24 protein-coding genes and 1 riboswitch are annotated in these 25,426 nt (G+C 73.7%); of the genes, 9 read left to right on the forward strand and 15 right to left on the reverse strand.

Going from position 1 to position 25,426, the window contains the following annotated elements:
* Nucleotides 1-25: 25 nt before the first annotated feature.
* Nucleotides 26-304, reverse strand: a complete 279-nt coding sequence (locus tag ACW14Y_RS19330; protein ID WP_266270198.1) for a hypothetical protein — start codon at nt 302-304, stop codon at nt 26-28.
* A gap of 129 nt (nt 305-433) precedes the next feature.
* On the opposite strand from ACW14Y_RS19330, the gene ACW14Y_RS19335 reads away from it, so the two are divergent.
* Nucleotides 434-838, forward strand: a complete 405-nt coding sequence (locus ACW14Y_RS19335) for a hypothetical protein (RefSeq protein ID WP_266270199.1) — start codon at nt 434-436, stop codon at nt 836-838.
* A gap of 115 nt (nt 839-953) precedes the next feature.
* Nucleotides 954-2,591 (forward strand): DNA repair helicase XPB, encoded by a 1,638-nt coding sequence (locus ACW14Y_RS19340; RefSeq protein ID WP_402722486.1) that lies wholly within the window; start codon nt 954-956, stop codon nt 2,589-2,591.
* 63 nt (nt 2,592-2,654) lie between these two features.
* On the opposite strand, the gene ACW14Y_RS19345 is transcribed toward ACW14Y_RS19340, so the two are convergent.
* Nucleotides 2,655-2,816, reverse strand: coding sequence for a hypothetical protein (locus ACW14Y_RS19345; protein ID WP_360014831.1), 162 nt, complete (start codon nt 2,814-2,816; stop codon nt 2,655-2,657).
* Nucleotides 2,817-3,164: 348 nt separating this feature from the next.
* On the opposite strand from ACW14Y_RS19345, the gene ACW14Y_RS19350 reads away from it, so the two are divergent.
* Nucleotides 3,165-5,216, forward strand: coding sequence for a HelD family protein (locus ACW14Y_RS19350; protein ID WP_456987832.1), 2,052 nt, complete (start codon nt 3,165-3,167; stop codon nt 5,214-5,216).
* Between the two features lie 65 nt (nt 5,217-5,281).
* On the opposite strand, the gene ACW14Y_RS19355 is transcribed toward ACW14Y_RS19350, so the two are convergent.
* The 3 genes from ACW14Y_RS19355 to ACW14Y_RS19365 all read right to left on the reverse strand — a co-directional run bounded on the left by ACW14Y_RS19355 (nt 5,282) and on the right by ACW14Y_RS19365 (nt 7,545).
* On the reverse strand, nt 5,282-5,968 hold the full coding sequence (locus tag ACW14Y_RS19355; protein WP_380304143.1) for a copper homeostasis protein CutC: 687 nt from the start codon (nt 5,966-5,968) through the stop codon (nt 5,282-5,284).
* Between the two features lie 207 nt (nt 5,969-6,175).
* Complete coding sequence (locus ACW14Y_RS19360; protein ID WP_456987835.1) at nt 6,176-7,141, reverse strand: hypothetical protein; 966 nt, start codon at nt 7,139-7,141, stop codon at nt 6,176-6,178.
* Nucleotides 7,138-7,545: a PadR family transcriptional regulator gene (locus ACW14Y_RS19365; RefSeq protein WP_380304147.1), complete on the reverse strand. Its 408-nt coding sequence runs from the start codon at nt 7,543-7,545 to the stop codon at nt 7,138-7,140. Before ACW14Y_RS19365 ends, ACW14Y_RS19360 begins: the two co-directional genes overlap by 4 nt.
* An 80-nt stretch (nt 7,546-7,625) precedes the next feature.
* On the opposite strand from ACW14Y_RS19365, the gene ACW14Y_RS19370 reads away from it, so the two are divergent.
* Nucleotides 7,626-8,378 carry an HD domain-containing protein gene (locus tag ACW14Y_RS19370; RefSeq protein WP_456987837.1) on the forward strand — a complete coding sequence of 251 codons (753 nt, stop codon included), beginning with the start codon at nt 7,626-7,628 and terminating at the stop codon, nt 8,376-8,378.
* A gap of 97 nt (nt 8,379-8,475) precedes the next feature.
* Here the strand turns inward: ACW14Y_RS19370 and ACW14Y_RS19375 are convergent, their stop codons facing one another.
* The 7 genes from ACW14Y_RS19375 to thrC all read right to left on the reverse strand — a co-directional run bounded on the left by ACW14Y_RS19375 (nt 8,476) and on the right by thrC (nt 17,113).
* Complete coding sequence (locus ACW14Y_RS19375) at nt 8,476-11,238, reverse strand: FtsX-like permease family protein (RefSeq protein WP_456987839.1); 2,763 nt, start codon at nt 11,236-11,238, stop codon at nt 8,476-8,478.
* Entirely contained in the window at nt 11,235-11,981 is a 747-nt protein-coding gene (locus ACW14Y_RS19380; RefSeq protein WP_380304153.1) for an ABC transporter ATP-binding protein, read from the reverse strand. Before ACW14Y_RS19380 ends, ACW14Y_RS19375 begins: the two co-directional genes overlap by 4 nt.
* Before the next feature lie 147 nt (nt 11,982-12,128).
* Complete coding sequence (locus tag ACW14Y_RS19385) at nt 12,129-12,485, reverse strand: hypothetical protein (protein ID WP_402722492.1); 357 nt, start codon at nt 12,483-12,485, stop codon at nt 12,129-12,131.
* A 153-nt stretch (nt 12,486-12,638) separates the two neighbouring features.
* The gene (gene groL, locus ACW14Y_RS19390; RefSeq protein ID WP_266270211.1) at nt 12,639-14,261 is read right to left on the reverse strand and encodes a chaperonin GroEL; all 1,623 of its coding nucleotides are present in this window, start codon (nt 14,259-14,261) and stop codon (nt 12,639-12,641) included.
* Between the two features lie 428 nt (nt 14,262-14,689).
* Nucleotides 14,690-14,893 (reverse strand): cold-shock protein, encoded by a 204-nt coding sequence (locus ACW14Y_RS19395; RefSeq protein WP_030289665.1) that lies wholly within the window; start codon nt 14,891-14,893, stop codon nt 14,690-14,692.
* A gap of 585 nt (nt 14,894-15,478) precedes the next feature.
* Nucleotides 15,479-15,754, reverse strand: a complete 276-nt coding sequence (locus ACW14Y_RS19400) for a ubiquitin-like small modifier protein 1 (RefSeq protein WP_266311769.1) — start codon at nt 15,752-15,754, stop codon at nt 15,479-15,481.
* Between the two features lie 51 nt (nt 15,755-15,805).
* Nucleotides 15,806-17,113, reverse strand: coding sequence for a threonine synthase (thrC, locus tag ACW14Y_RS19405; protein WP_380389174.1), 1,308 nt, complete (start codon nt 17,111-17,113; stop codon nt 15,806-15,808).
* 18 nt (nt 17,114-17,131) lie between these two features.
* Nucleotides 17,132-17,263: riboswitch (SAM riboswitch) on the reverse strand.
* A 175-nt stretch (nt 17,264-17,438) separates the two neighbouring features.
* Here thrC and ACW14Y_RS19410 point away from each other — a divergent pair.
* Together ACW14Y_RS19410 and ACW14Y_RS19415 are read left to right on the forward strand one after the other, a co-directional pair.
* Nucleotides 17,439-18,449 carry a glucosyl-3-phosphoglycerate synthase gene (locus ACW14Y_RS19410; protein ID WP_380304158.1) on the forward strand — a complete coding sequence of 337 codons (1,011 nt, stop codon included), beginning with the start codon at nt 17,439-17,441 and terminating at the stop codon, nt 18,447-18,449.
* 47 nt (nt 18,450-18,496) lie between these two features.
* Nucleotides 18,497-19,975, forward strand: coding sequence for an alpha,alpha-trehalose-phosphate synthase (UDP-forming) (locus ACW14Y_RS19415; protein WP_380304160.1), 1,479 nt, complete (start codon nt 18,497-18,499; stop codon nt 19,973-19,975).
* On the opposite strand, the gene otsB is transcribed toward ACW14Y_RS19415, so the two are convergent.
* Both otsB and ACW14Y_RS19425 read right to left on the reverse strand, forming a co-directional pair.
* Nucleotides 19,950-20,801 carry a trehalose-phosphatase gene (gene otsB, locus ACW14Y_RS19420; RefSeq protein ID WP_456987845.1) on the reverse strand — a complete coding sequence of 284 codons (852 nt, stop codon included), beginning with the start codon at nt 20,799-20,801 and terminating at the stop codon, nt 19,950-19,952. The genes ACW14Y_RS19415 and otsB overlap by 26 nt on opposite strands.
* Before the next feature lie 55 nt (nt 20,802-20,856).
* The gene (locus tag ACW14Y_RS19425) at nt 20,857-21,162 is read right to left on the reverse strand and encodes a DUF3263 domain-containing protein (protein ID WP_456987847.1); all 306 of its coding nucleotides are present in this window, start codon (nt 21,160-21,162) and stop codon (nt 20,857-20,859) included.
* A gap of 103 nt (nt 21,163-21,265) precedes the next feature.
* Between ACW14Y_RS19425 and ACW14Y_RS19430 the strand changes: the two genes are divergently transcribed.
* A complete protein-coding gene (locus ACW14Y_RS19430; protein WP_045939548.1) occupies nt 21,266-21,616 on the forward strand; it encodes a cupin domain-containing protein in 351 nt (116 codons plus the stop codon).
* A 38-nt stretch (nt 21,617-21,654) separates the two neighbouring features.
* Here ACW14Y_RS19430 and ACW14Y_RS19435 read toward each other — a convergent pair whose 3' ends face one another.
* Nucleotides 21,655-22,938, reverse strand: coding sequence for an extracellular solute-binding protein (locus ACW14Y_RS19435; protein WP_380304167.1), 1,284 nt, complete (start codon nt 22,936-22,938; stop codon nt 21,655-21,657).
* Nucleotides 22,939-23,300: 362 nt separating this feature from the next.
* Here ACW14Y_RS19435 and ACW14Y_RS19440 point away from each other — a divergent pair, with 362 nt between their 5' ends.
* The gene (locus ACW14Y_RS19440; protein ID WP_053647100.1) at nt 23,301-24,245 is read left to right on the forward strand and encodes an ROK family protein; all 945 of its coding nucleotides are present in this window, start codon (nt 23,301-23,303) and stop codon (nt 24,243-24,245) included.
* Nucleotides 24,242-25,414, forward strand: a complete 1,173-nt coding sequence (gene nagA / locus ACW14Y_RS19445) for an N-acetylglucosamine-6-phosphate deacetylase (RefSeq protein WP_380304171.1) — start codon at nt 24,242-24,244, stop codon at nt 25,412-25,414. The genes ACW14Y_RS19440 and nagA overlap by 4 nt, the downstream gene beginning before the upstream one ends.
* The last annotated feature ends 12 nt before the right edge of the window (nt 25,415-25,426 follow it).

A 25,426-nucleotide genomic window follows, 5' to 3' on the forward strand; every position in this document is an offset into this window, starting at 1 on the left:
CCCTGCGGCTGAGCAATCCTGCGGCTCAGTGGCCCTGCGACTGGGCCTGCTGCTGCTGGGCCTCCTCGGCCTGCTTCTGCTTCATCGCCTTGTCCGCCATGGCCGCGAGGTCGCCCTGCCCGACCGGCATCACGGAGTTCGCGCCGGCCAGGTCCGCGAGCAGGAACCCGGGCGCCGCCAGCAGCCCGCCGGGCCCCTCGCCGACACCCGCGACCGCGTGCGCGGAACCGGCCGAGGAGGCGGTGGCGGCGAAGGCCGTACCGGCGAGGGCGAGAGCGGTGAGGACACGCTTCGACTTGTTCATGCAGGGATCAACGAGCCACTCCCGCCACGGTCACCCCCCGCGTCCCCGGCCGCACGACCCGTGCCACCGGTTGACGCCCCGCCCGCACCGGCGTAGTCCGGAATCACGGGGGTGACGAAAGGAGTCATCATGCTCGGCGATCTCATCGGCCGGACCGAGAACCGGGACACCGGCCGCCGCGTCCTCGACGCCGGGGACGGCCACGTGGTGGTCGAGGTCTCGTTCGAGTCCAAGGGCAGCTACTACGACACTCCGGTCAACGGCTTCGGCACCTACGAGTCCGAGATGCGCCCCGACGGCAATCTGCGCGGCGAGGGCCAGGGCGTCGACATGACGGCCGACGGCCAGAGCGTCATCTGGCACGGCACCGCGCTCGGCCGTTTCACCGAGGGCGGCGGCACCAGCTGGCGCGGCGCCCTCTTCTTCTCCACCGCCTCGTCGCAGCTCGACCGCCTCAACCACGTCGTCGGTCTCTTCGAGTACGAGGTCGCCCCGGACGGCAAGTCCACCGGCGTGTACTACGAGTGGAAGTAGCCGCTCGCCGAGGGCGGTCCCCGTCCACCCCGCCGGATGCGCGACACTGGAGGGTCGGCGTGCCGCAGGACCCGCGGACCCGACCGACCTGTCAGCCAGTGGAGGGCTTCCCCGCGTGAACGACGGACCGCTCATCGTCCAGAGCGACAAAACTCTCCTCCTGGAGATCGACCACCCCAGGGCCGCCGAGTGCCGGCGGGCCATCGCGCCGTTCGCCGAACTGGAGCGGGCGCCGGAGCACGTCCACACGTACCGGGTGACACCGCTCGGGCTGTGGAACGCGCGGGCCGCGGGCCACGACGCCGAGCAGGTCGTCGACGCCCTGGTGACGTACTCCCGCTACCCGGTGCCGCACGCGCTGCTGGTCGACGTGGCCGACACGATGGCCAGGTACGGGCGGCTGCGGCTGACCAAGCACCCGACCCACGGCCTGGTGCTGTCCACCACCGACCGACCGGTGCTGGAGGAGGTGCTGCGCTCCAAGAAGATCGTGCCGCTGGTCGGCGACCGGGTCGACCCGGACACCGTGGTCGTGCACCCCTCGGAGCGCGGCCAGATCAAGCAGGTGCTGCTCAAGCTCGGCTGGCCCGCCGAGGACTTCGCCGGCTACGTGGACGGCGAGGCGCACCCGATCGAGCTGGCCGAGGACGGCTGGAGCCTGCGCCCCTACCAGGCGCAGGCGGTCGAGGGCTTCTGGCACGGCGGCTCGGGCGTGGTCGTGCTGCCCTGCGGCGCCGGCAAGACCCTGGTCGGCGCGGCGGCGATGGCGCACGCCAAGTCGACCACGCTGATCCTGGTCACCAACACCGTCTCGGCCCGCCAGTGGAAGCACGAGCTGGTCAAGCGGACCTCGCTGACCGAGGACGAGATCGGCGAGTACAGCGGCACCAGGAAGGAGATCCGCCCGGTCACCATCGCGACGTACCAGGTGATGACCACCAAGCGGAAGGGCGTCTACGCCCACCTGGAGCTGTTCGACGCGCGCAACTGGGGCCTGGTCGTCTACGACGAGGTCCACCTGCTGCCGGCCCCGGTGTTCAAGTTCACCGCCGACCTCCAGGCCCGCCGCCGGCTCGGCCTGACCGCCACCCTGGTGCGCGAGGACGGCCGCGAGGGCGACGTGTTCAGCCTCATCGGCCCGAAGCGCTTCGACGCGCCGTGGAAGGAGATCGAGGCGCAGGGCTACATCGCGCCCGCCGACTGCTGCGAGGTCCGGGTCACCCTGACCGACTCCGAGCGGCTCGCCTACGCCACCGCCGAGCCGGAGGAGCGCTACCGGTTCTGCGCCACCACGGCGACCAAGCGCCGGGTGGTGGAGGCGCTGGTCAAGAAGCACGAGAAGGACCAGACGCTGATCATCGGCCAGTACATCGACCAGTTGGACGAGCTCGGCGAGGTCCTGGACGCCCCGGTGATCAAGGGCGAGACCAGCAACGCCCAGCGCGAGAAGCTGTTCGAGGCGTTCCGCAACAAGGAGATCGGCGTCCTGGTCGTCTCCAAGGTGGCCAACTTCTCCATCGACCTGCCGGAGGCGACCGTCGCCATCCAGGTCTCCGGGACCTTCGGCTCCCGGCAGGAGGAGGCCCAGCGCCTCGGCCGGGTCCTGCGGCCCAAGGCGGACGGCCACTCCGCCCACTTCTACTCCGTGGTCGCCCGGGACACCGTCGACCAGGACTTCGCGGCCCACCGCCAGCGCTTCCTCGCCGAACAGGGCTACGCCTACCGCATCATCGACGCGGACGACGTGCTGTAGCGGGCGAGGCGCTGCCGCGGACGACGTGCTGCAGCGCGCGGAGCGCCCAGGGGGGCGGAGCGCTCAGTAACGGACGCCGTCGCGCCCGAGGAGGATCACGCGCGCGGCGGTGTCCAGGGCGATGCCGACGTTGCGGACGGTGGTGGTCAGGGGGTGGCGGCGGCGGCCGGTGGTGGCGGTGGCGCCGGACGGGGCGGTGCGGGTGCGGTGCTGGGATGTGCTCATGCATTCCACGGTAGGCACCCGAACGGCCGCCGCCATCACCCCGAAGGCCGTATCCGGCAGGACGTAGGTCGTCCTCCCGGAGTACGGAGGCCCCGAGTCCGTCGGGGTGGAACCCGGAGGCCGACGCGGCCTGACCCTCTCCTCCGGATCACGCCGGGCGGTCGCTGGCGTGATCCGGAAGGGAGGGTCTAGGATCGTCCGTCTGCCCCCTCCCGAACCGTGGTACCCGCTGTAGTCGCGCGGGCAGCCGGGGGAGGTGCCGACCGCACGGCAACCGGTCGGCTGTATCCACCGTGAGCTCCTACGATCCGCTGCGCCCGGTCCCCGGGGCAGCCGGAAAGGTTCGCTGTGCCCGCCACCCCCACCACCGACCCCCTGCAGCGCGAGCGGGACCACCTGGCCGCGTCCAGGTCCGCCCTGCGCTCGATGCGCGAGGACGTCCAGTCCCTGGACATCAGAGACGTGACCGGCACCTGGGTCACCGCCATCGTGCTGCAGAAGCAGATCGAGGCCCGGATCGCCGCCCTGGCCGACCTCGCCCACACCCCGCTGTTCTTCGGCCGGCTCGACTACCTGCACCCGATCGGCGAGGACCTCAGCGAGGGCTCCGGCGGGGACAGCTTCTACATCGGGCGCCGGCACGTGCACGACGCCCACGGCGACCCGATGGTGATCGACTGGCGCGCGCCGGTCTCCCAGCCGTTCTACCGGGCCAGCCGCACCGCCCCGATGGACGTCGAGCGCCGCCGCCGCTTCGGCTACACCGGCGGCGAGCTGACCGCGTACGAGGACGAGCACCTCACCGATCCGGCCGAGGGCGACACCGCCTCCGCCCTGCTGGCCGCCGAGATCGAGAAGCCCCGCGTCGGCCCGATGCGCGACATCGTGGCCACCATCCAGCCGGAGCAGGACGAGATCGTCCGCGCCGACATCTCCGGCACCCTCTGCGTCCAGGGCGCGCCCGGCACCGGGAAGACCGCCGTCGGCCTGCACCGGGTGGCGTACCTGCTGTACGCGCACCGGGAGCGGCTGGCCCGCACCGGCACCCTGGTGATCGGCCCGAACAACGCCTTCCTCTCCTACATCGAGCAGGTGCTGCCCGCGCTCGGCGAGCTGGACGTCGCCCAGGCGACCGTGCAGCAGTTGGTCGGGCATGTCGAGGTGCGCGGCGAGGACTCCGCCGGGGCGGCCCGGCTGAAGGGCGACGCCCGGATGGCCGAGGTGCTGCGGCGGGCGGTGCGCTCCGGCATCGCGCTGCCCACCGAGCCCTGCGTGGTGGTTCGCGGCTCCCGCCGCTGGCGCGTCCCGGTCCACGAACTGACGGCGATCATCGAGGAGTTGAAGGGCCGGGAGACCCGCTACGGCGCGGCCGCGGAGGCGCTGCCGCAGCGGATCGCGCACGCCGTGCTGCTGAAGATGGAGCAGTCCGGCGAGGCCCCGGACGACCGGGTGCAGGACGCGGTGGCCCGCAACGCCGCCGTGAAGGCGACGGTCAAGCAGTGCTGGCCCGCGGTCGATCCGGCCAAGCTGGTGCTGCGACTGCTGTCCGATCCCGAGTTCCTGGCCGGGTGCGCGGAGGGCGTGCTGACCGCCGAGGAGCAGGCCGCCGTGCTGTGGCCCAAGGCGGGCCGCTCGGTGCGGACCGCCCGCTGGACCGCCGCCGACGCCGTGCTGGTCGACGAGGCGATGGACCTGGTGCGGCGCACCCCGTCGCTCGGGCACGTGGTGCTGGACGAGGCCCAGGACCTCTCCCCGATGCAGTACCGCGCCGTCGGCCGCCGCTGCAGCACCAGCTCGGCGACCGTGCTCGGCGACCTCGCCCAGGGCACCACCCCGTGGGCGACGGCGAGTTGGCCGGAGGCGCTGCACCACCTGGGCAAGCCGGCCGCGCACATCGAGGAGCTGACCAAGGGCTTCCGGGTGCCGGAGGAGGTCATCGCGTACGCCTCCCGGCTGCTGCCGTCGATCGCCCCCGGTCTGGCGCCGGCCGGTTCGGTCCGTGACGCCCCGGGCTCGCTGACGGTCCGCCGGGTCGACCCGGAGGAGCGCACCGACGCGGTGGTCGAGGCCTGTCTGCGGGCGCTCGGCCGGGAGGGCTCGACCGGTCTGATCGCCGCCGACGCGCGGGTGCCGCTGCTGGCCGAGGCGCTGACGGCGGCCGGGCTGCCGCACCTCGCTCCGGGCGCCGAGACCAGCGCGGAGGCCCGGCTGACCCTCGTCCCGGCCTCGCTGGCGAAGGGTCTGGAGTACGACTACGTGGTGCTGGACGAGCCGGCCGCGGTGGTCGCGGGCGAGCCGGACGAGCGGACCGGGCTGCGGCGGCTGTACGTGGCGCTGACCCGCGCGGTCTCCGGCCTGGAGGTGCTGCACGCCGAGCCGCTGCCGGCGCAGCTGGGCTGAGCACGACGGACGGCGGGCGACGGCACCGGTTCCGGTGTCGCCGCCCGCCGTCCTGGAGCCGCTGCTCAGCCGTCGATCAGCGCCCGCCACTCGGCGACCTTGGCGGCGTCCACCGGCGACTGCCAGCCGTCGACCCGCACCGCGCCGCCGACGTGGAAGGCGTCGAAGCCGGCCCCGCGCAGCCCCGGCAGGTGCTCGGCCCGCAGGCCGCCGCCGATGAGGATCCGCTGGGTGTAGCCGGGCTCGCCGGCCCGGGCCAGTTCGGCCAGCAGGACGTCGAGCCCCGCGTCCACGCCGCCGGCCGCGCCGGAGGTGAGGAAGGTGTCCAGTCCGGGCAGCGCGCCGACGGCGGCCCGGACGGCGGCCCGGTCGGCGCTGTGGTCGATCGCCCGGTGGAAGGTCCAGCGGCAGCCGGCGATCGCCTCGACGACGGCCTCGGTGGCGGCCAGGTCGACCGCGCCGTCGGCGTCGAGGAAGCCGAGGACGAACTCGTCGGCGCCCTCGGCCCGGAGCGCGGCGGCGCGGTCGCGCAGCGCGTCCAGGTCACCGGGGGCGAAGCCGTCCCGGATCCGGAGCATCACCCGCAGCGGGAGGTCGACGGCGGCCCGGATCTTGGCGAAGTCCTCCACCCCGGGGGTGAGGCCGTCGGCGGCCATGTCGGTGACCAGTTCGAGCCGGTCGGCGCCGCCCGACTCGGCGGCCTGGGCATCCTGGGGCGTCAGCGCGATGACTTCGAAAATTGGTCTAGACATATTAGACAGAGTGCCACATCGCCCCGGCCCCGGCGAGCCCCGTGCGGCCACTTGGCCGGACAACACCCGTGCCCCGGAGAGCGCGGAACGGCGCGCCCCCGAGAACACGGAACGGCACGCCCCCGGAAACGCGGAACGGCCGGACGGTCCGGGCCCACAACCCGGTCGTCCGGCCGTTCGGAGCGGCGAGGCCCCGGCCGTCCCCGCTCAGGCGAGGCTCCGGCGACCTCCCGCCCCGGTATCGCGGTGCAGCAGCCCTGCGGCCACCATCGTCCCCACCAGCACCAGGCCCACCACCGGCAGCAGTCGCCAGACCCCGCCGATCGACTGCCAGATCTGGAACAGGCTGAACGTCAGGGTCAGCGGCAGCACCGCCAGCCCCATCGCGGCCGGGACCAGCCGGTCGCGCGCCACGAAGAGCAGCGTCAGCAGCGGGAGGAGCACCAGCGCGGCGCCCGCCCTTCCGTCCATCAGCACCCAGGAGCTGTAGAAGTCCTGCGCCACCAGGACCAGTCCGCCGCCCGCGGCCGCGGCCAGCACCATCGCCCGGTCGCTCCGGGTCTGCCGCCGTCGCAGCAGCTCCTGGGGCGCGAGCGCGAACAGCAGTCCGGCGAACAGCTGCGGGGTCGCCTCGCAGGACTTGTTGAGCACCAGCCAGAAGTCGGGCTGGACCAGGGCCGCCAGCGTCACCCCCAGGGCCCCCACGGCCGCCACCGCGACGGCCGCCGTCCGGGCGAGCCGCCACCGGCCGGCCAGCACCGCGCCGACCAGCAGCAGCGGCGCCAGCAGCTGACCGTAGTACAGGGCGTGGGCGGGGAGCTGCTGCACCCGGTCCGGCGCCTCCCACATCCACCAGTCGACGGGCATCGAGACGTCGTGCAGGAACCGGGTCAGCCCCAGCCCAGCGATCGCCCCGGCGACCAGCGGCGCCGCCAGCGCGAACAGCCGCCCGGCGGTGGACGAGGCGGTCAGGCCGGTGCGCATCCGCAGCCCGTACACCCCGAGGTCGAGCGCCTCGCGCGCGGTGGCGAGCTTGCCGCCCTCGGCCGTGGAGTCGGCGAAGACGGCGGACAGCTCGTCGCCGCGCTCACGCCGGTAGCGGGCCGGGTAGAGCCGGAGCGCGGCCCGGAACGCCACCGGGTCCGCCGACCCCGGGAAGAACTGGATCGTCATGCGATTGTCCCCCTGACCTTGAAGAACGCTAGCTTGCCGCCCCCGGCCACGGGGCGGACGGCAGCCGGTCGGGCGGTCGGCTCGCGGACGGCGGCCAGCCGCCGCTGGGCCTCCTCGGCGACGGCGCTCAGCCGCTCCGCCTCGGTGGTCAGCGCACCGCGCCCGCCCTCGGTGAGGGCGTAGGTGCGCCGGGCCCGGCCGTCGACGATCTCCTCGGCCGCGACCTCGATCAGCCCCTGCTGCAGCAGCCGGTCCAGCGCGCCGTACAGGGTGCCGGTGCGCATCTTCACCCGGCCGTCCGAGATCGCGGCGATCTCCTGGATCAGCGCGTAGCCGTGCCGCGGGGCGTCGGCCAGCGCGGTGAGCAGGAGCAGCGTCGGCTCTTGCATCGCCCGTTCAGTCATGGAGCTACATATACCTTTCGTCGACATATCATGTCCAGCGGAATCTTTGGGGCTCCGGCCCGGCCCAGCAGAATGGCGCCATGCCGGAAGCCGACGCCCCCGCCACCGACGCCCCCGCCCCTGCCACCGCCACCGCGGCCAGCACCACCGAGGACCTGCTCACCGCCTGGACCGCCCTGCTGCACCGCTGCGGCGCGGCCACCGACCCCGAACCGGCCGGGCGGGAGCTGCTGCGCCGCTGGTCCGAGCCGCAGCGCCGGTACCACACCGTCGACCACCTGCGCGCCGTACTCGGCCACGTCGACACGCTCGCCGAGCACGCCGACGACCCGGACGCCGTCCGGCTGGCCGCCTGGTTCCACGACGCCGTCTACCGGCCGGACCGCTCCGAGAACGAGGAGCGCAGCGCCGCCCTGGCCGTCCGGGCGCTCGACGGCACCGGACTCCCGGCGGCCCGGGTCGCGGAGGTCGCCCGGCTGGTCCGGCTCACCGTCACCCACCGCCCCGAGCCCGGGGACCGCGACGGCGAGGTGCTGTGCGACGCCGACCTCGCGGTGCTCGGCGGCGGGCCGGCGGCCTACGCGGCGTACGCGGCGGCCGTCCGGGAGGAGTACGCCTTCGTGCCCGAGCCGGACTTCCGCGCCGGGCGCGCGGCGGTGCTGCGCGGGTTGCTCGCGCTGCCCGCGCTCTACCGCACCACGACCGCGCACCGACGCTTCGACGCCCCGGCCCGGGCCAACCTCGCCGCCGAGCTGGCCGAACTCGCCGAACCCGCCGAACCCGCCGAACTGGCCGAACCCGCAGCCCCCGGGGCGACGGACGGGTCCGCCTGACAGCCCCGAACGCGTCCGGGCCCGTACCGGTGGCCGCCCACCGGCACGGGCCCGGACGCCCGCCGTCAGCCCGTCAGTCCGTCAGTCCGTCGGTCCGTCAGCCAGCCCGCCGCGCCAGCGGCAGCCGGCCCCGGCTGAAGGCGGCCGCCCCGAGGCCCGCCACCACCGGCAGCACCACCGTGATCAGCACCAGCAGCCCCCAGGGCGCGGCGAACGGCACCGCCGGGGCGCCGAGCTGCCCGGCCGTGTGCGACCGCAGCAGCCCCAGCGCGGGCACGTACCCGCTCACCGTCCCCAGCACCGCGCCGATGCCCGCGATCAGCGTGCACTGCAGCCCGGCCTGGATCCGGTTCATCCTCGGCGGCGCACCCACCGCGGCCAGCGTGGCCCGGTCGTTGCGCGAGTCGGCGGCGGCCAGCCCGGTGGCCACGGCCGCGGCGCCGAGCACCACCACCACGGCGAACCCGCCGAGCGCGAGGGTGTTCATGTCGCCCTTCGGCTGGTAGCCGCGCTCCACCGTCAGCTGGGCGTGCGGGACGAGCTGGGCCACGGCCGCCTCGGCGCGCTGCTGCGCCTTGCCGTCGGGCACGACCTCGGGGCTCCACACCGAGCCGTTGGGCCTGGCCGTGAGTCCGGCCTTGCGCACCGCCTCCGGGCCCATCAGCACCGCCCCGTACCGGGCCGCGTCGGGGTTCTCCACCAGGACCGCCTCGACCGGGACCTCGATCTTCTCCGTCCCCGGCACCTGCCCGGGCTGGACCGGTCCGCCCGCGGCGCCCTGCATCGTCAGGATCGCCCGGCCGCCGTTCAGGTAGGCGGGGTCGAAGACCACCGCCCGGCCCGCGGCCAGGGCCTCCTCGGCCACCCGGTCGCGCACCCCGAACAGGTTGTGCAGGACCGTCGTGTCGCCGGACAGCACCCGGCTCAGGATGCCGCCGAACTCCGAGCGCACACCGCTCCCCTTGGCCTGCACCGTGCTGGAGCAGTTGTCGCAGAACACGTAGGTCACGTCCTGGACGTCGGCGCGGGTGCCCAGGTTCGGCAGGGCCTGCTCGACGGCGCGGCGCAGTCGGACCGTCTCCGGGCTGCCCGGCGCCGCGGGGGCGTCCAGCACGACGGCGCCCAGCGGGGCCGTCGGCCGGTAGGAGGCCCGCTCCTGGGCCTCGGTGCCGGTGCTGTAGACACCGACGGCGACGGCTCCGGCGACGGCGGCCATCACGGCGGCCACGGCGGGCGCGGTCCGGCCGCGGTGGCGGGCCGAGTCGCGCAGGGCCAGCCGGGGGCCGAGCGGCAGCCGGCCGGCGAACCGGCCGAAGAGGGCGATCAGCATCGGGGTGAAGAACAGGATGCCGACCTCGGCGGTGGCCGCGCCGGCGAGCACCGAGAGCGCCCGCTTGTTGAGCCCGCCGAGCACCGGCATGGTGCCGCTCTGGTACGTCCCGGCGCCGTAGAGCGCCACCGCCGCACCGGCGCCGACCAGCAGCAGGCCGACGACCGGCAGCAGGCGGCTGGGCGTGGCGACGGTGTCGCGGCCGGTGAGTCCGGCCACCACGTCCCGGCGGGCCGCCTGCACCGCGGGCAGCACGGCGGCGGCGAGCGCGGTCAGCACCCCCACGGCGGCGATCGCCAGCAGGTCGAGCGGGGCGATCGCGAAGTGTCCGAAGCGGCTGCCGCCCGCCCCTTCCAGCCAGGGCCGCAGTGCGGCGACCAGGACGGTGCCGAGCGCCACCCCGAGGGCGGCCCCGGCCAGACCGAGCACCAGCCCGCCGCCGAGCACGATGGCCCGGACGTGGCCCCGGTGGCCGCCGGCGGCGCCGACGAGGGCCAGCTGCCGCCGGGAGCGCCGGGCGCCGACCGCGAAGGCCGGGCCGGCCAGCAGGGTGACCTCCAGCAGCGCCATGCCGATCACGGTGACCAGGATGACGGTCCGGTTGTCGCTCTCCGGGGAGACCCACCGGTTGACGTTGTAGGGGACGGCGGAGGTCGGCGGCGGGTCGAGGGCGACCGCCCGGGAGGTCACGGTGAAGCCGTACCGGTTGAGCTTCTGGACGGCCGTCCAGTCGAGTCCGGCGCCGGCGGGCAGCCGGACCAGCCAGCTCTCGGTGCGGACGGCCTCGCTCCTGCCCGCGGCGACCGGTCCGCCCGGGGCGTCCGGCGCGGCGGCGGCCGCCGCGGCCAGCGGGGAGATCACCTGGCCGGGCCGGGCGACCAGTTCCACCTTCTTGAGGTCACCGGGGTGCTCGACCACGCCGGTCAGCAGGAACGGGGTCTGCTCCAGTCCCTTGACCGTGGTGGAGTCGCCCAGCTTCAGTCCGGCCTCGTCGAGGAAGGCCCGGGTGACGGCGGCCTCGTTGCGCGCGGCCGGCGCCCGGCCCTCGACCAGGTCGAGCCGTCCCGACCAGACCGGGTCGGTCAGATCGGCCTCGGCGGTGGAGGTGGTGAACAGGCCCTCCCGGGTCGAGGCGCTGACCTCGGGCCCGGACGTGGCCGGAAGCAGCACCGAGGCGGCCGGCAGCAGCCCGCCCAACTGCTCGGCGGAGCTCGCCGCCCCGGCGGCCGCGGGGGCGGAGGCGGGGTCGGTCCGGGCCTCCGGCAGCACCAGGACGCCGTCCTCGGCGAAGGGCGCCTGCTCGACGGAGCGGCCCGGGCGGTAGGCGGAGACCAGGGCGTCCGCCCCGCCCATCAGCCGCTCGACCCGCTCGGCGGGGGTGAGCGAACCGCTCTGGTGGACGATGTCGGCGCCGGTGACACCGAGCACCGGCAGCGCGACCATGGCGATCACCAGGGCGCTGCGGCCCTTGGCCTTGAGGGCGTCGCGGCGGGCGATGCGCAGCGCGACGCGCAGGGCGGAGAGCTTCATCGCCGTCCCCCGTTGCCACCGGTGAGCAGCGGGTGCGCGGCCTGGCCGACGCCCCCGTCGACGACGGCGCCGTCGTTCAGGACGACCACGCGGTCGGCCCAGACGGCGTGGCGGGCGTCGTGGGTGACCATCATCGCGGCGGCGCCGGCGTCGCAGCGGGCGCGCAGCACGGCCAGCACGGCCTCGCCGGTGGCGGAGTCGAGCGCGCCGGTGGGCTCGTCGGCGAGGACGAGGCGGCGGTCGCCGACCAGGGCGCGGGCGATCGCGACGCGCTGCTGCTGGCCGCCGGAGAGCTGCTCGGGGAAGCGGTCGGCCAGGTCGGGGATGCCCATCTCGCGCAGGGCGGTCAGGGCCTCCCGGCGGGCGGTCCGACCGGACACCCCGTCGAGCTCGCGGGGCAGGGCCACGTTCTCGGCCGCGGTCAGCGCCGGGACGAGGTTGTAGTCCTGGAAGACGTAGCCGACGGAGCGGCGGCGCACGGCGGCCAGCCGGGTCCGGTTCAGGCCGCTCAGCTCGACGCCCTCGACGAGCACCTGCCCGCCGCTGGGCCGGTCGAGGCCGCCGGCCAGGGTCAGCAGGGTGGACTTGCCGGAGCCGGAGGGCCCCATGACGGCGACGAACTCGCCGGCGTGCACGGCCAGGTCGACGCCGCGCAGGGCATGCACCTCGGCCTCGCCGTGCCCGTGCGTCCGGGTGACGGCGCGCAGTTCGAGGACCGGACGGGTCGGATCGGGCTGGGACATGGTTCTCCCCACTCAGTGCCGAAAAGAAGGACTCGGACGGACTATATATGTCGTTGGACTGCATATGTAGTCCGACGGTTCCATCGGCGCGAAAAAACCGCCGCCGCACCCGGAGGCGCGACGGCGGTACGGAGGGAGGAGGAGCGGCTACAGCTCGCCCACGGCGGCCACGACGGCGCCGCGCTTGCCGCACACCCAGTGCGGCTCCGGCCCCAGCTCCGGCTCCACGCCCAGCGCGTGCGGGTCGCCGTCGGCCGCGCAGTCCGCGCACAGCGGCCAGCGGCCGTGGCTCTCCAGCAGCGCGTCCTGGACGTCCTGGGCGACCAGCCCCAGCACGTACTCGGTGCCGTCCGGCCACTGCTCCAGCCACCAGCGCCGGTGCGTCACGGCCTGCTCCACCAGGGACACCACAACGGGGTCGGCGGCGTCCCGCGCGGTCAGGTCGGCCAGGATCAGCGCCCGCGCGGTGTGCAGCGCCGTCTCGATGTCGTCTGTCGTAGCCATCCGTCCAGTCTCCCAAGAACGCCCGGAAACCCGGGAACCCACCACGGCCCCCGGCCCCGGGGACCGTCCCCGGGAACGCCGCGAGGGCGGCTCCCCGTCGGGGAACCGCCCTCGCGGACGAAAGACCTGCTGATCCGATCGGAACGATCAGGATCAGAAGTCCATGTCACCGCCCGGCATGCCGCCGCCGGCGGCCGCGGAGGCCTTCTCCGGCTTGTCGGCGATGACGGCCTCGGTGGTGAGGAACAGCGCCGCGATGGAGGCGGCGTTCTGCAGCGCGGAGCGGGTGACCTTGGCCGGGTCGATGATGCCCGCGGCGACCAGGTCGACGTACTCGTTGGTGGCGGCGTTCAGACCGTGACCGGCGGGGAGGTTGCGAACCTTCTCCACCACGACACCGCCCTCGAGGCCGGCGTTGGTCGCGATCTGCTTGATCGGGGCCTCCAGCGCGACCTTGACGATGTTGGCACCGGTGGCCTCGTCGCCCTCCAGCTCCAGCTTGTCGAAGGCGACCGAGGCCTGCAGCAGCGCGACGCCACCACCGGCGACGATGCCCTCCTCGACAGCGGCCTTCGCGTTGCGGACGGCGTCCTCGATGCGGTGCTTGCGCTCCTTGAGCTCCACCTCGGTGGCCGCGCCGGCCTTGATGACGGCCACGCCGCCGGCCAGCTTGGCGAGGCGCTCCTGGAGCTTCTCGCGGTCGTAGTCCGAGTCGCTGTTCTCGATCTCGGCGCGGATCTGGTTGACCCGGCCCGCGACCTGCTCGCTGTCGCCGCCACCGTCGACGATGGTGGTCTCGTCCTTGGTGATGACGACCTTGCGGGCGCTGCCCAGCAGGTCGACGCCGGCGCTCTCCAGCTTCAGGCCGACCTCCTCGGAGATCACGGTGCCGCCGGTGAGGATGGCGATGTCCTGGAGCATGGCCTTGCGGCGGTCGCCGAAGCCCGGGGCCTTGACGGCGACGGACTTGAAGGTGCCGCGGATCTTGTTCACGACCAGGGTCGACAGGGCCTCGCCCTCGACGTCCTCGGCGATGATGACGAGCGGCTTGCCGCTCTGCATGACCTTCTCCAGCAGCGGCAGCAGGTCCTTGACCGAGCCGATCTTGGAGTTGGCGATCAGGATGTAGGGGTCCTCGAACGAGGTCTCCATACGCTCCAGGTCGGTGGCGAAGTAGGCCGAGATGTAGCCCTTGTCGAAGCGCATGCCCTCGGTGAGCTCGAGCTCCAGACCGAAGGTGTTGCTCTCCTCGACGGTGATGACGCCTTCCTTGCCGACCTTGTCCATGGCCTCGGCGATGAGCTCGCCGATCTGGGTGTCGGCGGCCGAGATGGAGGCGGTGGAGGCGATCTGCTCCTTGGTCTCCACGTCCTTGGCCTGGGCCAGGAGCTGGTCGGAGACGGCGACGACGGCCTTCTCGATACCGCGCTTCAGGGCCATCGGGTTGGCGCCGGCGGCGACGTTGCGCAGACCCTCGCGGACGAGCGCCTGGGCCAGCACGGTGGCGGTGGTGGTGCCGTCACCCGCGACGTCGTCGGTCTTCTTGGCGACCTCCTTGACGAGCTCCGCGCCGATCTTCTCGTACGGGTCCTCGAGCTCGATCTCCTTGGCGATGGAGACACCGTCGTTGGTGATCGTGGGGGCGCCCCACTTCTTCTCCAGAACGACGTTGCGGCCCTTGGGGCCGAGCGTGACCTTCACTGCGTCGGCAAGCTGGTTCATGCCACGCTCAAGGCCGCGGCGAGCTTCCTCATCAAAGGCGATGATCTTGGCCATCAGAAGTGGTCCTCCGGGACACGGTCGACTGCTCGGACCAAGGGGTGCCCGCGACGGACGGCCCTGGTGTGCGGGGGTCCATTCCCCTACCGCTCCCTGGGGCCTCACCGACCCGGTCCGCTGTCACTCTCAAGCTGTGAGTGCTAACGCCAATGATTAGCACTCCGGGTGGGTGAGTGCAAGCCCAATCGGGCAATCCGCGAGCCGCGCCGCCCGCCCCGCGCGCCCGCCCGGGACCGCCCCCGACCGCCTCCCACCGGCCCGGATCCACCCCCGCCCGCAGCGCCCCGGGCACGACGGCGGACGGAGCGACGGACACGGCGGGACACGGCGGCGGGCCCGTACGACCGAGGTCGCACGGGCCCGCCGTGAGAATCAAGAGGTGCGCCAGCCGATGGGCCGAGCAGAGCTCCCGGGTGTCGGAAAGGTCAGACCGCCGCGCGGACCATGTCCGCCTGCGGACCCTTCTGCCCCTGAGAGATCTCGAACTCGACCCGCTGGCCCTCCTCAAGGGTGCGGTAGCCGTCCATCTGGATCGCGCTGTAGTGGACGAAGACGTCCGCACCACCGTCGACCGCGATGAAGCCGTAACCCTTCTCCGCGTTGAACCACTTGACGGTGCCCTGAGCCATTCCGAACTCCCCTAGTGCTGTGCTGGCCCTTCACGCGCCCGCAGGTCTGCGGGCCCGGGTCTGGTTGGAGGCCGGCCCGGGGAACCCCCCCTGGGCGCAGCCGCGCACGCCACAATCCTCCCGATGACGCCGAACGGCATCCGGCGAACGGGCGATTGCGTCGACCGCGGCTGAATGTATCCGGATCGACGCCCTCTGCAACAGGGTCAATGGCGGGGAATTCACCCGCGGCAGCGCAGGACAGGACGGGCGCAATCGGGAGAAAGTCCTGCATTCTCCGCCGGACATAGCGGACGTATTACCAGAAATCCCCGCCAGAATTCTGACACCGGCCTGACATGTATCCAGGTCCCGGGTCCCTCGCGACTCCCGCCGGAGGGGAGCCGGCGGTGGTGGCGGTGCGGTGGATTCGTTCCCGGACCAGGGGGACGGGCGCGCCCTGTTCCCGGTCCAGCGACACTTTACTCCGCCCGGGACCGAAGATATTCCCGCCAAAATGCGCACGGCCGTCCGCGGCACGGAATTCCGTGCCGCGGACGGCCTTCGACGACGCGCCCGCCCCGGGGGGAACGGACCGCCCGCGGATCACCCGCCGGCGACCGCCGGGATGATCGAAATGCTCGCGCCGTCCTTGATCTCCGTCTCCAGGCCCTCGGCGAACCGCACGTCGTCGTCGTTCACATAGACATTGACGAAACGGCGCAGCTTGCCGGTGTCGTCGAGGATCCGCGCGGCGATCCCGGCGTGGTTGCGCTCCAGGTCGGCGATCACCTCGCCCAGCGTGGCGCCCTCGGCGGGCACCTCGCTGACACCGCCGGTGTAGGTGCGCAGGATGGTCGGGATGCGGACGTTGGCGCTCATGGGGGTCTCCTCGTTACGGGCGCGGAACGGGTCGATCGGGGGGCGGCGGAATCAGGCGGAGGCCAGGCCGGCGCCCCGGAAGGCGTCCAGGGTCGGCCGGATGACGGCGGTCATGCCGGCCTCGGAGACCGCGTCGAGGGTCTTCAGCCCGTCACCGGTGTTGATGGCGACGGTCTCCTTCGACGGGTCCAGCTGCCCGGTCTCGACCAGCTTCCTGAGCACGCCGACGGTCACGCCGCCCGCGGTCTCCGCGAAGATGCCCTCGGTCCGGGCCAGCAGCCGGATCGCCGCCACGACCTCCTCGTCCGTGACGTCCTCCACCGCGCCGCCGGTGCGCCGGGCGATGTCCAGCACGTACGGGCCGTCGGCCGGGTTGCCGATCGCCAGCGACTTGGCGATGGTGTCCGGCTTGACCGGCCGGATCACGTCGTGGCCGGCCTTGTAGGCCGCCGAGACCGGCGAGCAGCCCTCGGCCTGGGCGCCGAAGATCCGGTACGGCCGGTCCTCGACCAGGCCCAGCTTGATCAGCTCCTGCAGACCCTTGTCGATCTTGGTGAGCTGGGAGCCCGAGGCGACCGGGATCACGATCTGCTCCGGCAGCCGCCAGCCGAGCTGCTCGCAGATCTCGTAGGCGAGCGTCTTGGAGCCCTCGCCGTAGTACGGCCGCAGATTGACGTTGACGAAGCCCCAGCCCTCGCCGGCCGGGTCGCCGATCAGCTCCGAGCAGAAGCGGTTCACATCGTCGTAGTTGCCCTCGATGCCGACCAGCTCGCCGCCGTACACCCCGGCCATCACGACCTTGCCCTGCTCCAGGTCGTGCGGGATGAACACGCAGGACCGGAAGCCCGCCCGGGCCGCCGCCGCGCCGACCGCGCCGGCCAGGTTGCCGGTCGACGAGCAGGACAGCGTGGTGTAGCCGAACGCCCGGGCCGCCTCGATGGCGCAGGCCACCACGCGGTCCTTGAAGGAGTGGGTGGGGTTCCCGGAGTCGTCCTTGATGTGCAGCTGCCCGGTGAAGCCGAGCTCGCGGCCCAGGTTGTCCGCCTTCACCAGCGGGGTCCACCCCGGGTTGAGGTTCGGCTTGGTCGCCACGTCGGCCGGGACGGGCAGCAGCGGCGCGTAGCGCCAGATCGACGACGGACCGGCCTCGATCCGCTTGCGCAGCTCCTCGGCGCCCTCGCTGCCGAAGTCGTAGGCGATCTCCAGCGGACCGAAACACTCGAGACAGGCGAAGCTGGGACCGAGCGGGAACCGGGTGCCGCACTCGCGACAGGACAGCGCGGTGGCGGGGCCGAGGTCGACGGATGGGGGTCCCCCCGGCCGAAGGTTGGGGGAAGGTGCGACGGTGTCGATAGCCATGATGGGCGGAGGCCTCTCTCCTCATCTTCCCCGTGACGCGGTCGCGCCCGGGACGGAATTGGCACCTGTCCCGCCGGGGCGTGAAGCCAGCCGTGCGAGAAGGTTGCCGGGACGTCAACGGGCCGTTCCCTCAGTCCCTCTGGATGAGCTCTGTGAAGTTGTGGGTTCTGCTCAGCGGAGACCCCGGCGTGCGAAGGTCCGATCGCTGTACGAAGACTGTATCCGAAGGCGTCGGCCCCGAACCCGACCGTCCGCCACGCGAGATGACCCGTCCCAACCTCCCCCGGGCTCCGGCCGGGGGACCCCATCCGTCGAGGAGAGCACCGTGCCCGCCGAACCGACCCCCGCGCTCCTCCCCGAGACCGCGTCCTGGCTGCGCCGGCGCTCGTGGACCGCGGCCGACCGACCGGTTCACACCCTCCCGGCCGCCAAGCGCGCCCTCGGTCCGGCGGGCACCGTCAGCGTCGTCCTGCCCGCCCTGGACGAGGAGGCCACCGTCGGCGAGATCGTCCGGGTCATCCGGCGGGAGCTGATGGAACGACTACCGCTGGTGGACGAGCTGGTCGTGGTCGACTCCGGTTCCGTCGACGCCACCGCCGAGGTCGCCGCCGAGGCCGGGGCCACCGTCGTCCACCGGGACACCGTGCTGCCCCGGCTGCCCGCCGCCCCCGGCAAGGGCGAGGTGCTGTGGCGTTCGCTGCTGGTCACCCGCGGCGAGATCGTCTGCTTCGTGGACGCCGACCTGCGCGAGTTCGACCCGGCCCTGGTCTCCGGCATCATCGGCCCGCTGCTCACCGATCCGGACCTCCAGCTGGTCAAGGCGATGTACGACCGGCCGCTGGAGACCGACGGCGCGGTGGTGCCGGCCGGCGGCGGCCGGGTCACCGAACTGGTCGCCCGTCCGCTGCTCAATCTGCACTGGCCGGAACTCGCCGGTTTCGCCCAGCCGCTCGGCGGCGAGTACGCGGCCCGCCGCTCACTGCTCGAACGGCTGCCCTTCCCCACCGGCTACGGCGTCGAGCTCGGCCTGCTCGTCGACGCCCTGGAGACGGCCGGACTGGACGCGCTCGCCCAGGTGGACGTCGGCATCCGCCACCACCGGCACCAGGACGCCCAGGCACTCGGCCGGATGGCGGCCACGATCTACCGCACCGCGCTGGAAAGACTGGACCGCACCCACCGGCTGAAGGCCTCCGCCGACCTGGTCCGCCCACTGCTCACCCAGTTCACCCGCGACCCGCTGACCCGCGCCTTCGCCGCCCACACCCACCCGGTCACCGCGACCGAGCGGCCGCCGATGCACACCGTGCCCGAGTACGCCACCCGACGCCGATGACCCGTCCCGCGGGTTTGCCGCCCCGGACCCCCGGCAACGAACCAACCATGGGTGATCTCACGACCGAGCGTTCGAATCCGACCGGCACCGCCCCCGTCCTGGTGGCGTCCAACCGGGGACCGGTGTCCTTCGGCACCGCGGACGACGGCACACTGACCCTCCGCAGAGGCGGCGGCGGACTGGTCTCCGGGCTGTCCGCGATCGACGACCCGGACGCCGTCTGGGTCTGCGCCGCCCTGTCCGACGCCGACCGCCGGGCCGCCCGCGAGGCCCCGGACGGACGGCTCGACCGGGCCGGCCACGACGTCGGCGGCCAGGCCGTCCGGATGCTCGGCATCGACCCGGAGACCTTCGCCCGCGCCTACAACGGCATCGCCAACTCGACCCTCTGGTTCGTCCACCACCTGCTCTGGAACACCCCGACCGCCCCCGTCTTCGACGCCGGCTTCCGCACCGAGTGGGCGGCCTACACCGCGTACAACACGGCCTTCGCCGAGGCCCTCGCCGCCGAGGCCGCCCCCGGGGCCGCCGTCCTGGTGCAGGACTACCACCTCTCCCTGGTCCCGGAGCTGCTCCGCGCCGCCCGCCCCGACCTGCGGATCGGCCACTTCTCGCACACCCCGTGGGCGCCGCCCGAGTACCTGCGGCTGCTGCCCGACGACATCGCCGGGGCCGTCCTCACCGGCATCCTCGGCGCCGACCGGGCGGGCTTCCTGACCCGCCGCTGGGCGCTCGCCTTCGCCGACTGCTGCGAGCGGTACCTCGGCGCGGACGTCGACCGCGAGGCGCTCACCGTGACGCACGGCGGCCGCACCACCGCCCTCGGCGTCCACGGCCTCGGCGCCGACGCCGACTTCCTGCGCGAGCGGGCCCACCGGCCGGACGTCGACGAGCGGCTCGCCACCCTGCGCGCGACCGTCGGCGACCGCCGCACCGTCGTCCGGGTCGACCGCACCGAGCTGAGCAAGAACATCGTCCGCGGCTTCCTGGCCTACCGGCACCTGCTGCGCACCCGCCCGGAGTGGCACGACCGGGTGGTCCACATCGCCTTCGCCTACCCGTCCCGCACCGACCTCGCCGAGTACCGGGCCTACACCGACCAGGTGCGGGCGCTCGCCGCGGAGATCGAGGCGGAGTTCGGCACCCCGGACTGGCGGCCGCTGCTCCTCCACGTCGACGACGACTTCCCGCGCTCGCTGGCCGCCTACCGGCTGGCCGACGTGGCCCTGGTCAACCCGATCCGGGACGGTATGAACCTCGTCGCCAAGGAGGTCCCGGTGGTCTCCGACCAGGGGTGCGCGCTGGTGCTCTCCCGGGAGGCCGGCGCGCACGCCGAACTCGGCCAGGACGCGCTGAGCGTCAACCCCTACGACATCGTGGCCACCGCCGAGGCACTGCACGCCGGGCTCACCATGCCGGCCGACGAACGGGCCGACCGCACCAAGCGGCTGGCCGCCGCGGCGACGGCACTGCCGCCGCAGCAGTGGTTCCTGGACCAGCTCAACGCCCTGCGGCCGGGCGGCTGAGCTCCTCCCCCAGCGCGACCAGCAGTTCCACCACGCCGGCCGGGCCCGGGACCACCAGGTCCGCCCGGTCGGCGAGCTCGCGCACCGGCGCGTCCCCCACCGCGCCGCTGCACACCAGCAGCCCGGCCAGGCCCTCCGGCCGCAGCTTCTCCACCGCCGCGAAGGCCGGCACGTCCCCCAGGTCGTCGCCCGCGTAGAGCACCGAACGGGCCCCGCGCTCGCGCAGCAGCCCGGTCAGCGCCGCGCCCTTGTCCACGCCCGGCGGCCGCAGCTCCAGCACCAGCCGGCCCGGCTCCACCACCAGCCCGTGCTCGGCCGCCAGCCGTTCCATCGGCGCCCGCAGCAGCTCGAACGCGGCCGTCGGGTCCGCCGTCCGCCGGGTGTGCACGGCCACCGAGCGGCCCTTGTCCTCCACCCAGGTGCCCTCGGGCGCGCCCAGCGCCTCCAGCCGCTCCGCCAGCTCCGCCCGCACCGCGGCCACGCCCGGGTGCGGCGGCGGCGCGGTCAGCCGGCCGTCCTCCCAGCGCTCGGCACCGTAGTGGCCGAGCACCACCACCCCGTCGATGCCGGCCAGCCCGCCGTACTCCACCGCCAGGGCGGCCGGGCGGCCGGTCACCACCGCGACCGCGCCGACCCGCGGGGCCAGCGCGCGCAGCGCGGGCGCCACGCCGGGGTCCGCCCTGGCCCGGTCCGGGTCCGGGACGATCGGGGCGAGCGTCCCGTCGAAGTCGAGGGCGATCACGGCGTCACGGGGTGCGGCGAGCAGCGCCGCCAGCCCCGCGCGCCCGGCGTCCGTCAGCGGTCGCGTCATGTCGGAAAGGCCCATGCCCGGCACCGTACCCAGCCCGGGCGGGGGCAACCGGTCCGGCCGGACCGGCGGCTCAGCGGGCCGCCCGGCGGGCGTCGCGGACCCGGCGCAGCCGGTTGACCAGCACCGGGGCGTGCGCCAACGCCTCCGGACGGTCCAGCAGTCCGTTCAACAGCTGGTAGTACCGGGTGCTGGAGAGCCCCAGCTCCTCCCGGACGGCCCGCTCCTTGGCCCCGGCCGTCCGCCAGCTCCTGGCCTCCAGCGCCAGCACGGCCCGGTCCCTGGCGTCCAGCCCGGCCGGCCCGCCTGCCCCGTCCTGCTGCTCCGGACCGTCCGCCCGCTCCGGTTCCGGCCGTGCCGCTTCCTCGTCCGCGCCCATCCGGGCCCACCTCCGCCCATCACTACGGAGTGTCATTCTCCCCCGCGGACCCGACACACCCTGCCCGCTGCGCCGCCCCGGTCCGCCGACTAGCGTCGCCCCCATGACCAGCATCCCGACCGCCGCCTTCGCCCTGCACGTGCCGACCGCCGAGCTCGAACCCGACCCGCTCGACCCGGCGCAGATCGTCTCCGGCACCCCCGAGGTGTCCGGCCTGGTGCTCTCCGAGTCCGCCTCCGGCGAGTCGGGCATCTGGCAGATCACCCCGGGCGTGGTCACCGACACCGAGGCGGCGGAGGTCTTCGTGGTGCTGAGCGGCCGGGCCACCGTCGTGGTCGACGGCGGCCCGGTGCTGGAGCTCGGCCCGGGCGTCGCCGGGGTGTTCCAGGAGGGCGACCGCACCACCTGGACCGTCCTGGAGACGCTCCGCAAGGTCTACGCGATCACCTACTGACCGCGATCACCCACTGACGTCCGTCGGCCGGGCCCGGATCACTTGCGGATCCGGGCCGCCTCCTTCACCGCCGCCTGCTGGAGGTCCTCCAGCACCGGCTTGGGCTCGGCGGTCGCCGCCGCCCCGATGCCGGTCTTGATCCGGTTGGAGACCTCGGCCCAGGCCGGGTCGCCGAAGGGGTAGAAGCTCGCGTTGCCGAGCCCGGCCGCGAACTGCTTGAGGTCCGCGTGCTTCGGGTCCGAGGTCATCGCGTCGAACGCGTCCTGGGTGACCGGCAGCAGGTTGTAGGTCTCGTCGAACTTGAGCTGGTTCTCCTTGGCGTAGGCGAAGGAGAGGAAGCGGCGGATCTCGTTCTTGTGGCCGTTGGCCTTGAACGCCATCATCCAGTCGGCCACCCCGAGGCTGCCGGTCTTCGCCAGGCCGTCCTTCTTGGGGATCGCGGCCGTACCGAAGTCGATCTTCCCGTTGGTGGCCATCCGCAGCAGCGTGGGGTGACCGTTGAGCATCGCCACCTTGCCGGCCGCGAAGTCGCTGTAGACCGGGGTGCGGTTCATCTTCCCGGGCTCGGGGTAGGTCAGACCGGTGGCGACCAGGTTGGTCCGCAGCCAGTTGAAGGTGGCCTGGTTCTTGTCGCTGTCGATGGTGTAGTTGCCGACGTCGTCGGAGAGGCTGCCGCCGCCGCTCAGCGTCCAGAGCATCGACTCGGCCGGCGCCTCCTCGGGCCCCAGCGGCAGCCCGTACGGGGTGACGCCCGGGACCTTCGCCTTGATCTTCTCGGCCGCCGCCTTGAGCTCGTTCCAGGTGGTCGGCGGCTGGGCGATGCCCGCCTTCTGGAAGATCGCCTTGTTGTAGAAGAGCACCCGGGAGGAGGAGACGAACGGGATGCCGTACTGCGTGCCGAGCACCTGCCCGGCGTGCGAGAACGACTCCATGATGTTGGCCTGGGTCTCCAGCGAGAGCACGTCCGAGGCGTTGTACAGCCGGTCCGCGGCGGCCTGGTCGGCGAAGCCGCCGGTCTGCAGCAGGTCGGGGGACTTGCCGGTCCTGACCAGTTCGTCGACCCGCTTGCCGATGTCGGTCCAGCTCGCCACCTCGACGTCGACCTTGATGCCGGGGTTGGCGGTCTCGAAACGGCGGGCGACGTCGTCCCAGTACAGCTTGGAGCTGGTGTCCGCGCTCTCGCCGTAGTCGGCCGCCACCAGCCGGAGGGTGACCGGACCGTTGTCCTGGCCGCCGCAGCCGGTGAGCACGAGGGCTCCGGCCAGGGCGCCGGCCATCGTGACGCCGAACAACCGGGTGGGGACCTGGGCGCGCCTGTCCAACGCGGGTACCGCCTTCGGGGGGATCCTGCTTGAGGGGGGAACGGACCGGATCGGGGGGAGATCCGGCCGGGGGGAGGCCGCAAGGGTGCCAAACCGGGCATGCGGTGGTCCAGACCTCCGGCCCCCGACGGCCGGGTAGTTATCGAAGTGCGGGATTTGTTGCACACCGCGCAACAAAATCCGCGAATCCGACCTCCCGGACGCCCTGTCCTGCCCTTCCGCACCGTCCCCGCGACCCACCCGGCGACCCGCTCAAAGTGCCGCACACCGCACACTTCTGCGACAAAGCTCACCCCTTTGGACCAGACCAATGCGACAACTGGACTAGACCTCTTAGACCGGACCGAGGGAAACTGTCCCCCGTGAAGCACGTGATCGCACTCGATGTTGGCGGCACCGGCATGAAAGCCGCGTTGCTCGCCCAGGACGGCTCCGTGCTGTTCGAAGCACGACGCCCGACCGGGCGGGAACACGGCACGGACGCCGTGGTCGCCGCCATCCTCGACTTCGCCGCCGATCTGGCGGACGAGGGCCGCGCCCGCTTCGGCGTCGCGCCCCTGGCGGCGGGCGTCGCCGTCCCGGGCACGATCGACGAACAGCGGGGGATCGCGGTCTTCTCCGCCAACCTCGGCTGGCGCGACCTGCCCCTGCGCACCCTGCTGGGCGGGCGCCTGGCCGGCCCGGGCGGCGCGATGCCGGTCGCCCTCGGCCACGACGTGCGCTCCGGCGGTCTCGCCGAGGGCCGGCTCGGGGCCGGCCGGGGCGTCGACCGCTTCCTCTTCGTCGCCCTCGGCACCGGCATCGCCGGCGCCATCGGCATCGACGGCCGGATCGAGGCCGGCGCCCACGGCTACGGCGGCGAGATCGGCCACGTGGTGGTCCGCCCCGGCGGCCCCGCCTGCGGCTGCGGCGCCCGGGGCTGCCTGGAGACCCTCGCCTCCGCCTCCGCCGTCTCCCGCGCCTGGGCCGAGGCCGTGGGCGACCCCGACGCCGACGCGGCATCCTGCGCCGTCGCGGTGGACGCCGGGGACCCGCGCGCGGTCGCGGTCTGGCAGCGCGCGGTCGACGCCCTGGCCGACGGCATCGTGCTCGCCCAGAGCCTGCTCGACCCGTCCCGGGTGATCGTCGGCGGCGGCCTGGCCGAGGCCGGGGACACCCTCTTCACCCCCCTGCGGGCGGCGGTCACGGAGCGGCTGACGTTCCAGATGCCCCCCGAGGTCGTACCCGCCATGCTCAAAGACACCGCCGCGTCGCTGGGCGCCGGCCTGCTCGCCTGGGATCTGCTCTCCATGGAGGTGACCGCGTGACCGCGGACCGACTCGCACTGTCCGGCGCCCGGCTGGTCCTGCCCGGCGGCGTGGTCGAGGGCGACCGTCTCGCCGTCGAGGGCGAGCGGATCGCCGGCCTCGGCGGTACCGCCACCCCCGGCGACCTCGACCTGACCGGGTACACCGTCGTACCCGGCTTCGTCGACCTGCACGTGCACGGCGGCGGCGGCGCCTCCTACGCCTCCGGCATCGCCGAGGAGGCCCTGCGCGCCGCCCGCACCCACCTCGAACACGGCACCACCACCACCGTCGCCTCCACCGTCACCGGCGAGATCGACGACCTCGCCCGCCAGGCCGCCGTGCTGTCCGAACTCGCCGAGGACGGCGTCGTCGCCGGCGTCCACTTCGAGGGCCCCTTCATCTCCCGCAACCGCTGCGGCGCCCACCGCCCCGACCTGCTGCGCGACCCCGACCCGGCCCTGGTCCGCAAGCTCGTCGACGCCGCCCGCGGCCACGCGAGGATGGTCACCCTCGCCCCCGAACTGCCCGGCGGCCTCGACTCGGTCCGGATGCTCGCCGACCTCGGCGTCATCGCCGCCGTCGGCCACACCGACTCCGACTACGGCCGGACCCTGGAGGCGATCGACGCCGGCGCCACCGTCGCCACCCACCTCTTCAACGCCATGCCCGGCATCGCCCACCGCGCCCCCGGCCCGATCGTGGCCCTGCTGGAGGACGAGCGCGTCACCGTCGAGCTCATCAACGACGGCGTCCACCTCCACCCCTCCGTGCTCGACCTCGCCTACGGCACCGCCGGCGCCTCCCGGGTCGCCCTCATCACCGACGCCATGGGCGCCGCCGGCATGGGCGACGGCCTCTACCCCCTCGGCCCGCTCCAGGTCGAGGTCAAGGACGGCGTGGCCCGACTCGTCGAGGGCGGCGCGATCGCCGGCTCGACGCTCACCCTGGACGTCGCCTTCAAGCGCTCGGTGACGGTCAACGGCCTCGGCCTGAACCAGGCCGTGGAGTCGCTCTCCACCGTCCCGGCCCGGCTGCTCGGCCTCGCCGACCGGGTCGGCAGCCTGGAGACCGGCAAGCTCGCCGACCTCGTCGTCGTCGACTCCAGCAGCTACGACCTGGTCGCCGTCATGCGCCGCGGCGAGTGGATCACCGGCGGCGACCGCTTCGCCCCGATCACCACCGCCTGACCCCACCCGGCA

The organism is Kitasatospora sp. cg17-2 (assembly GCF_054031055.1).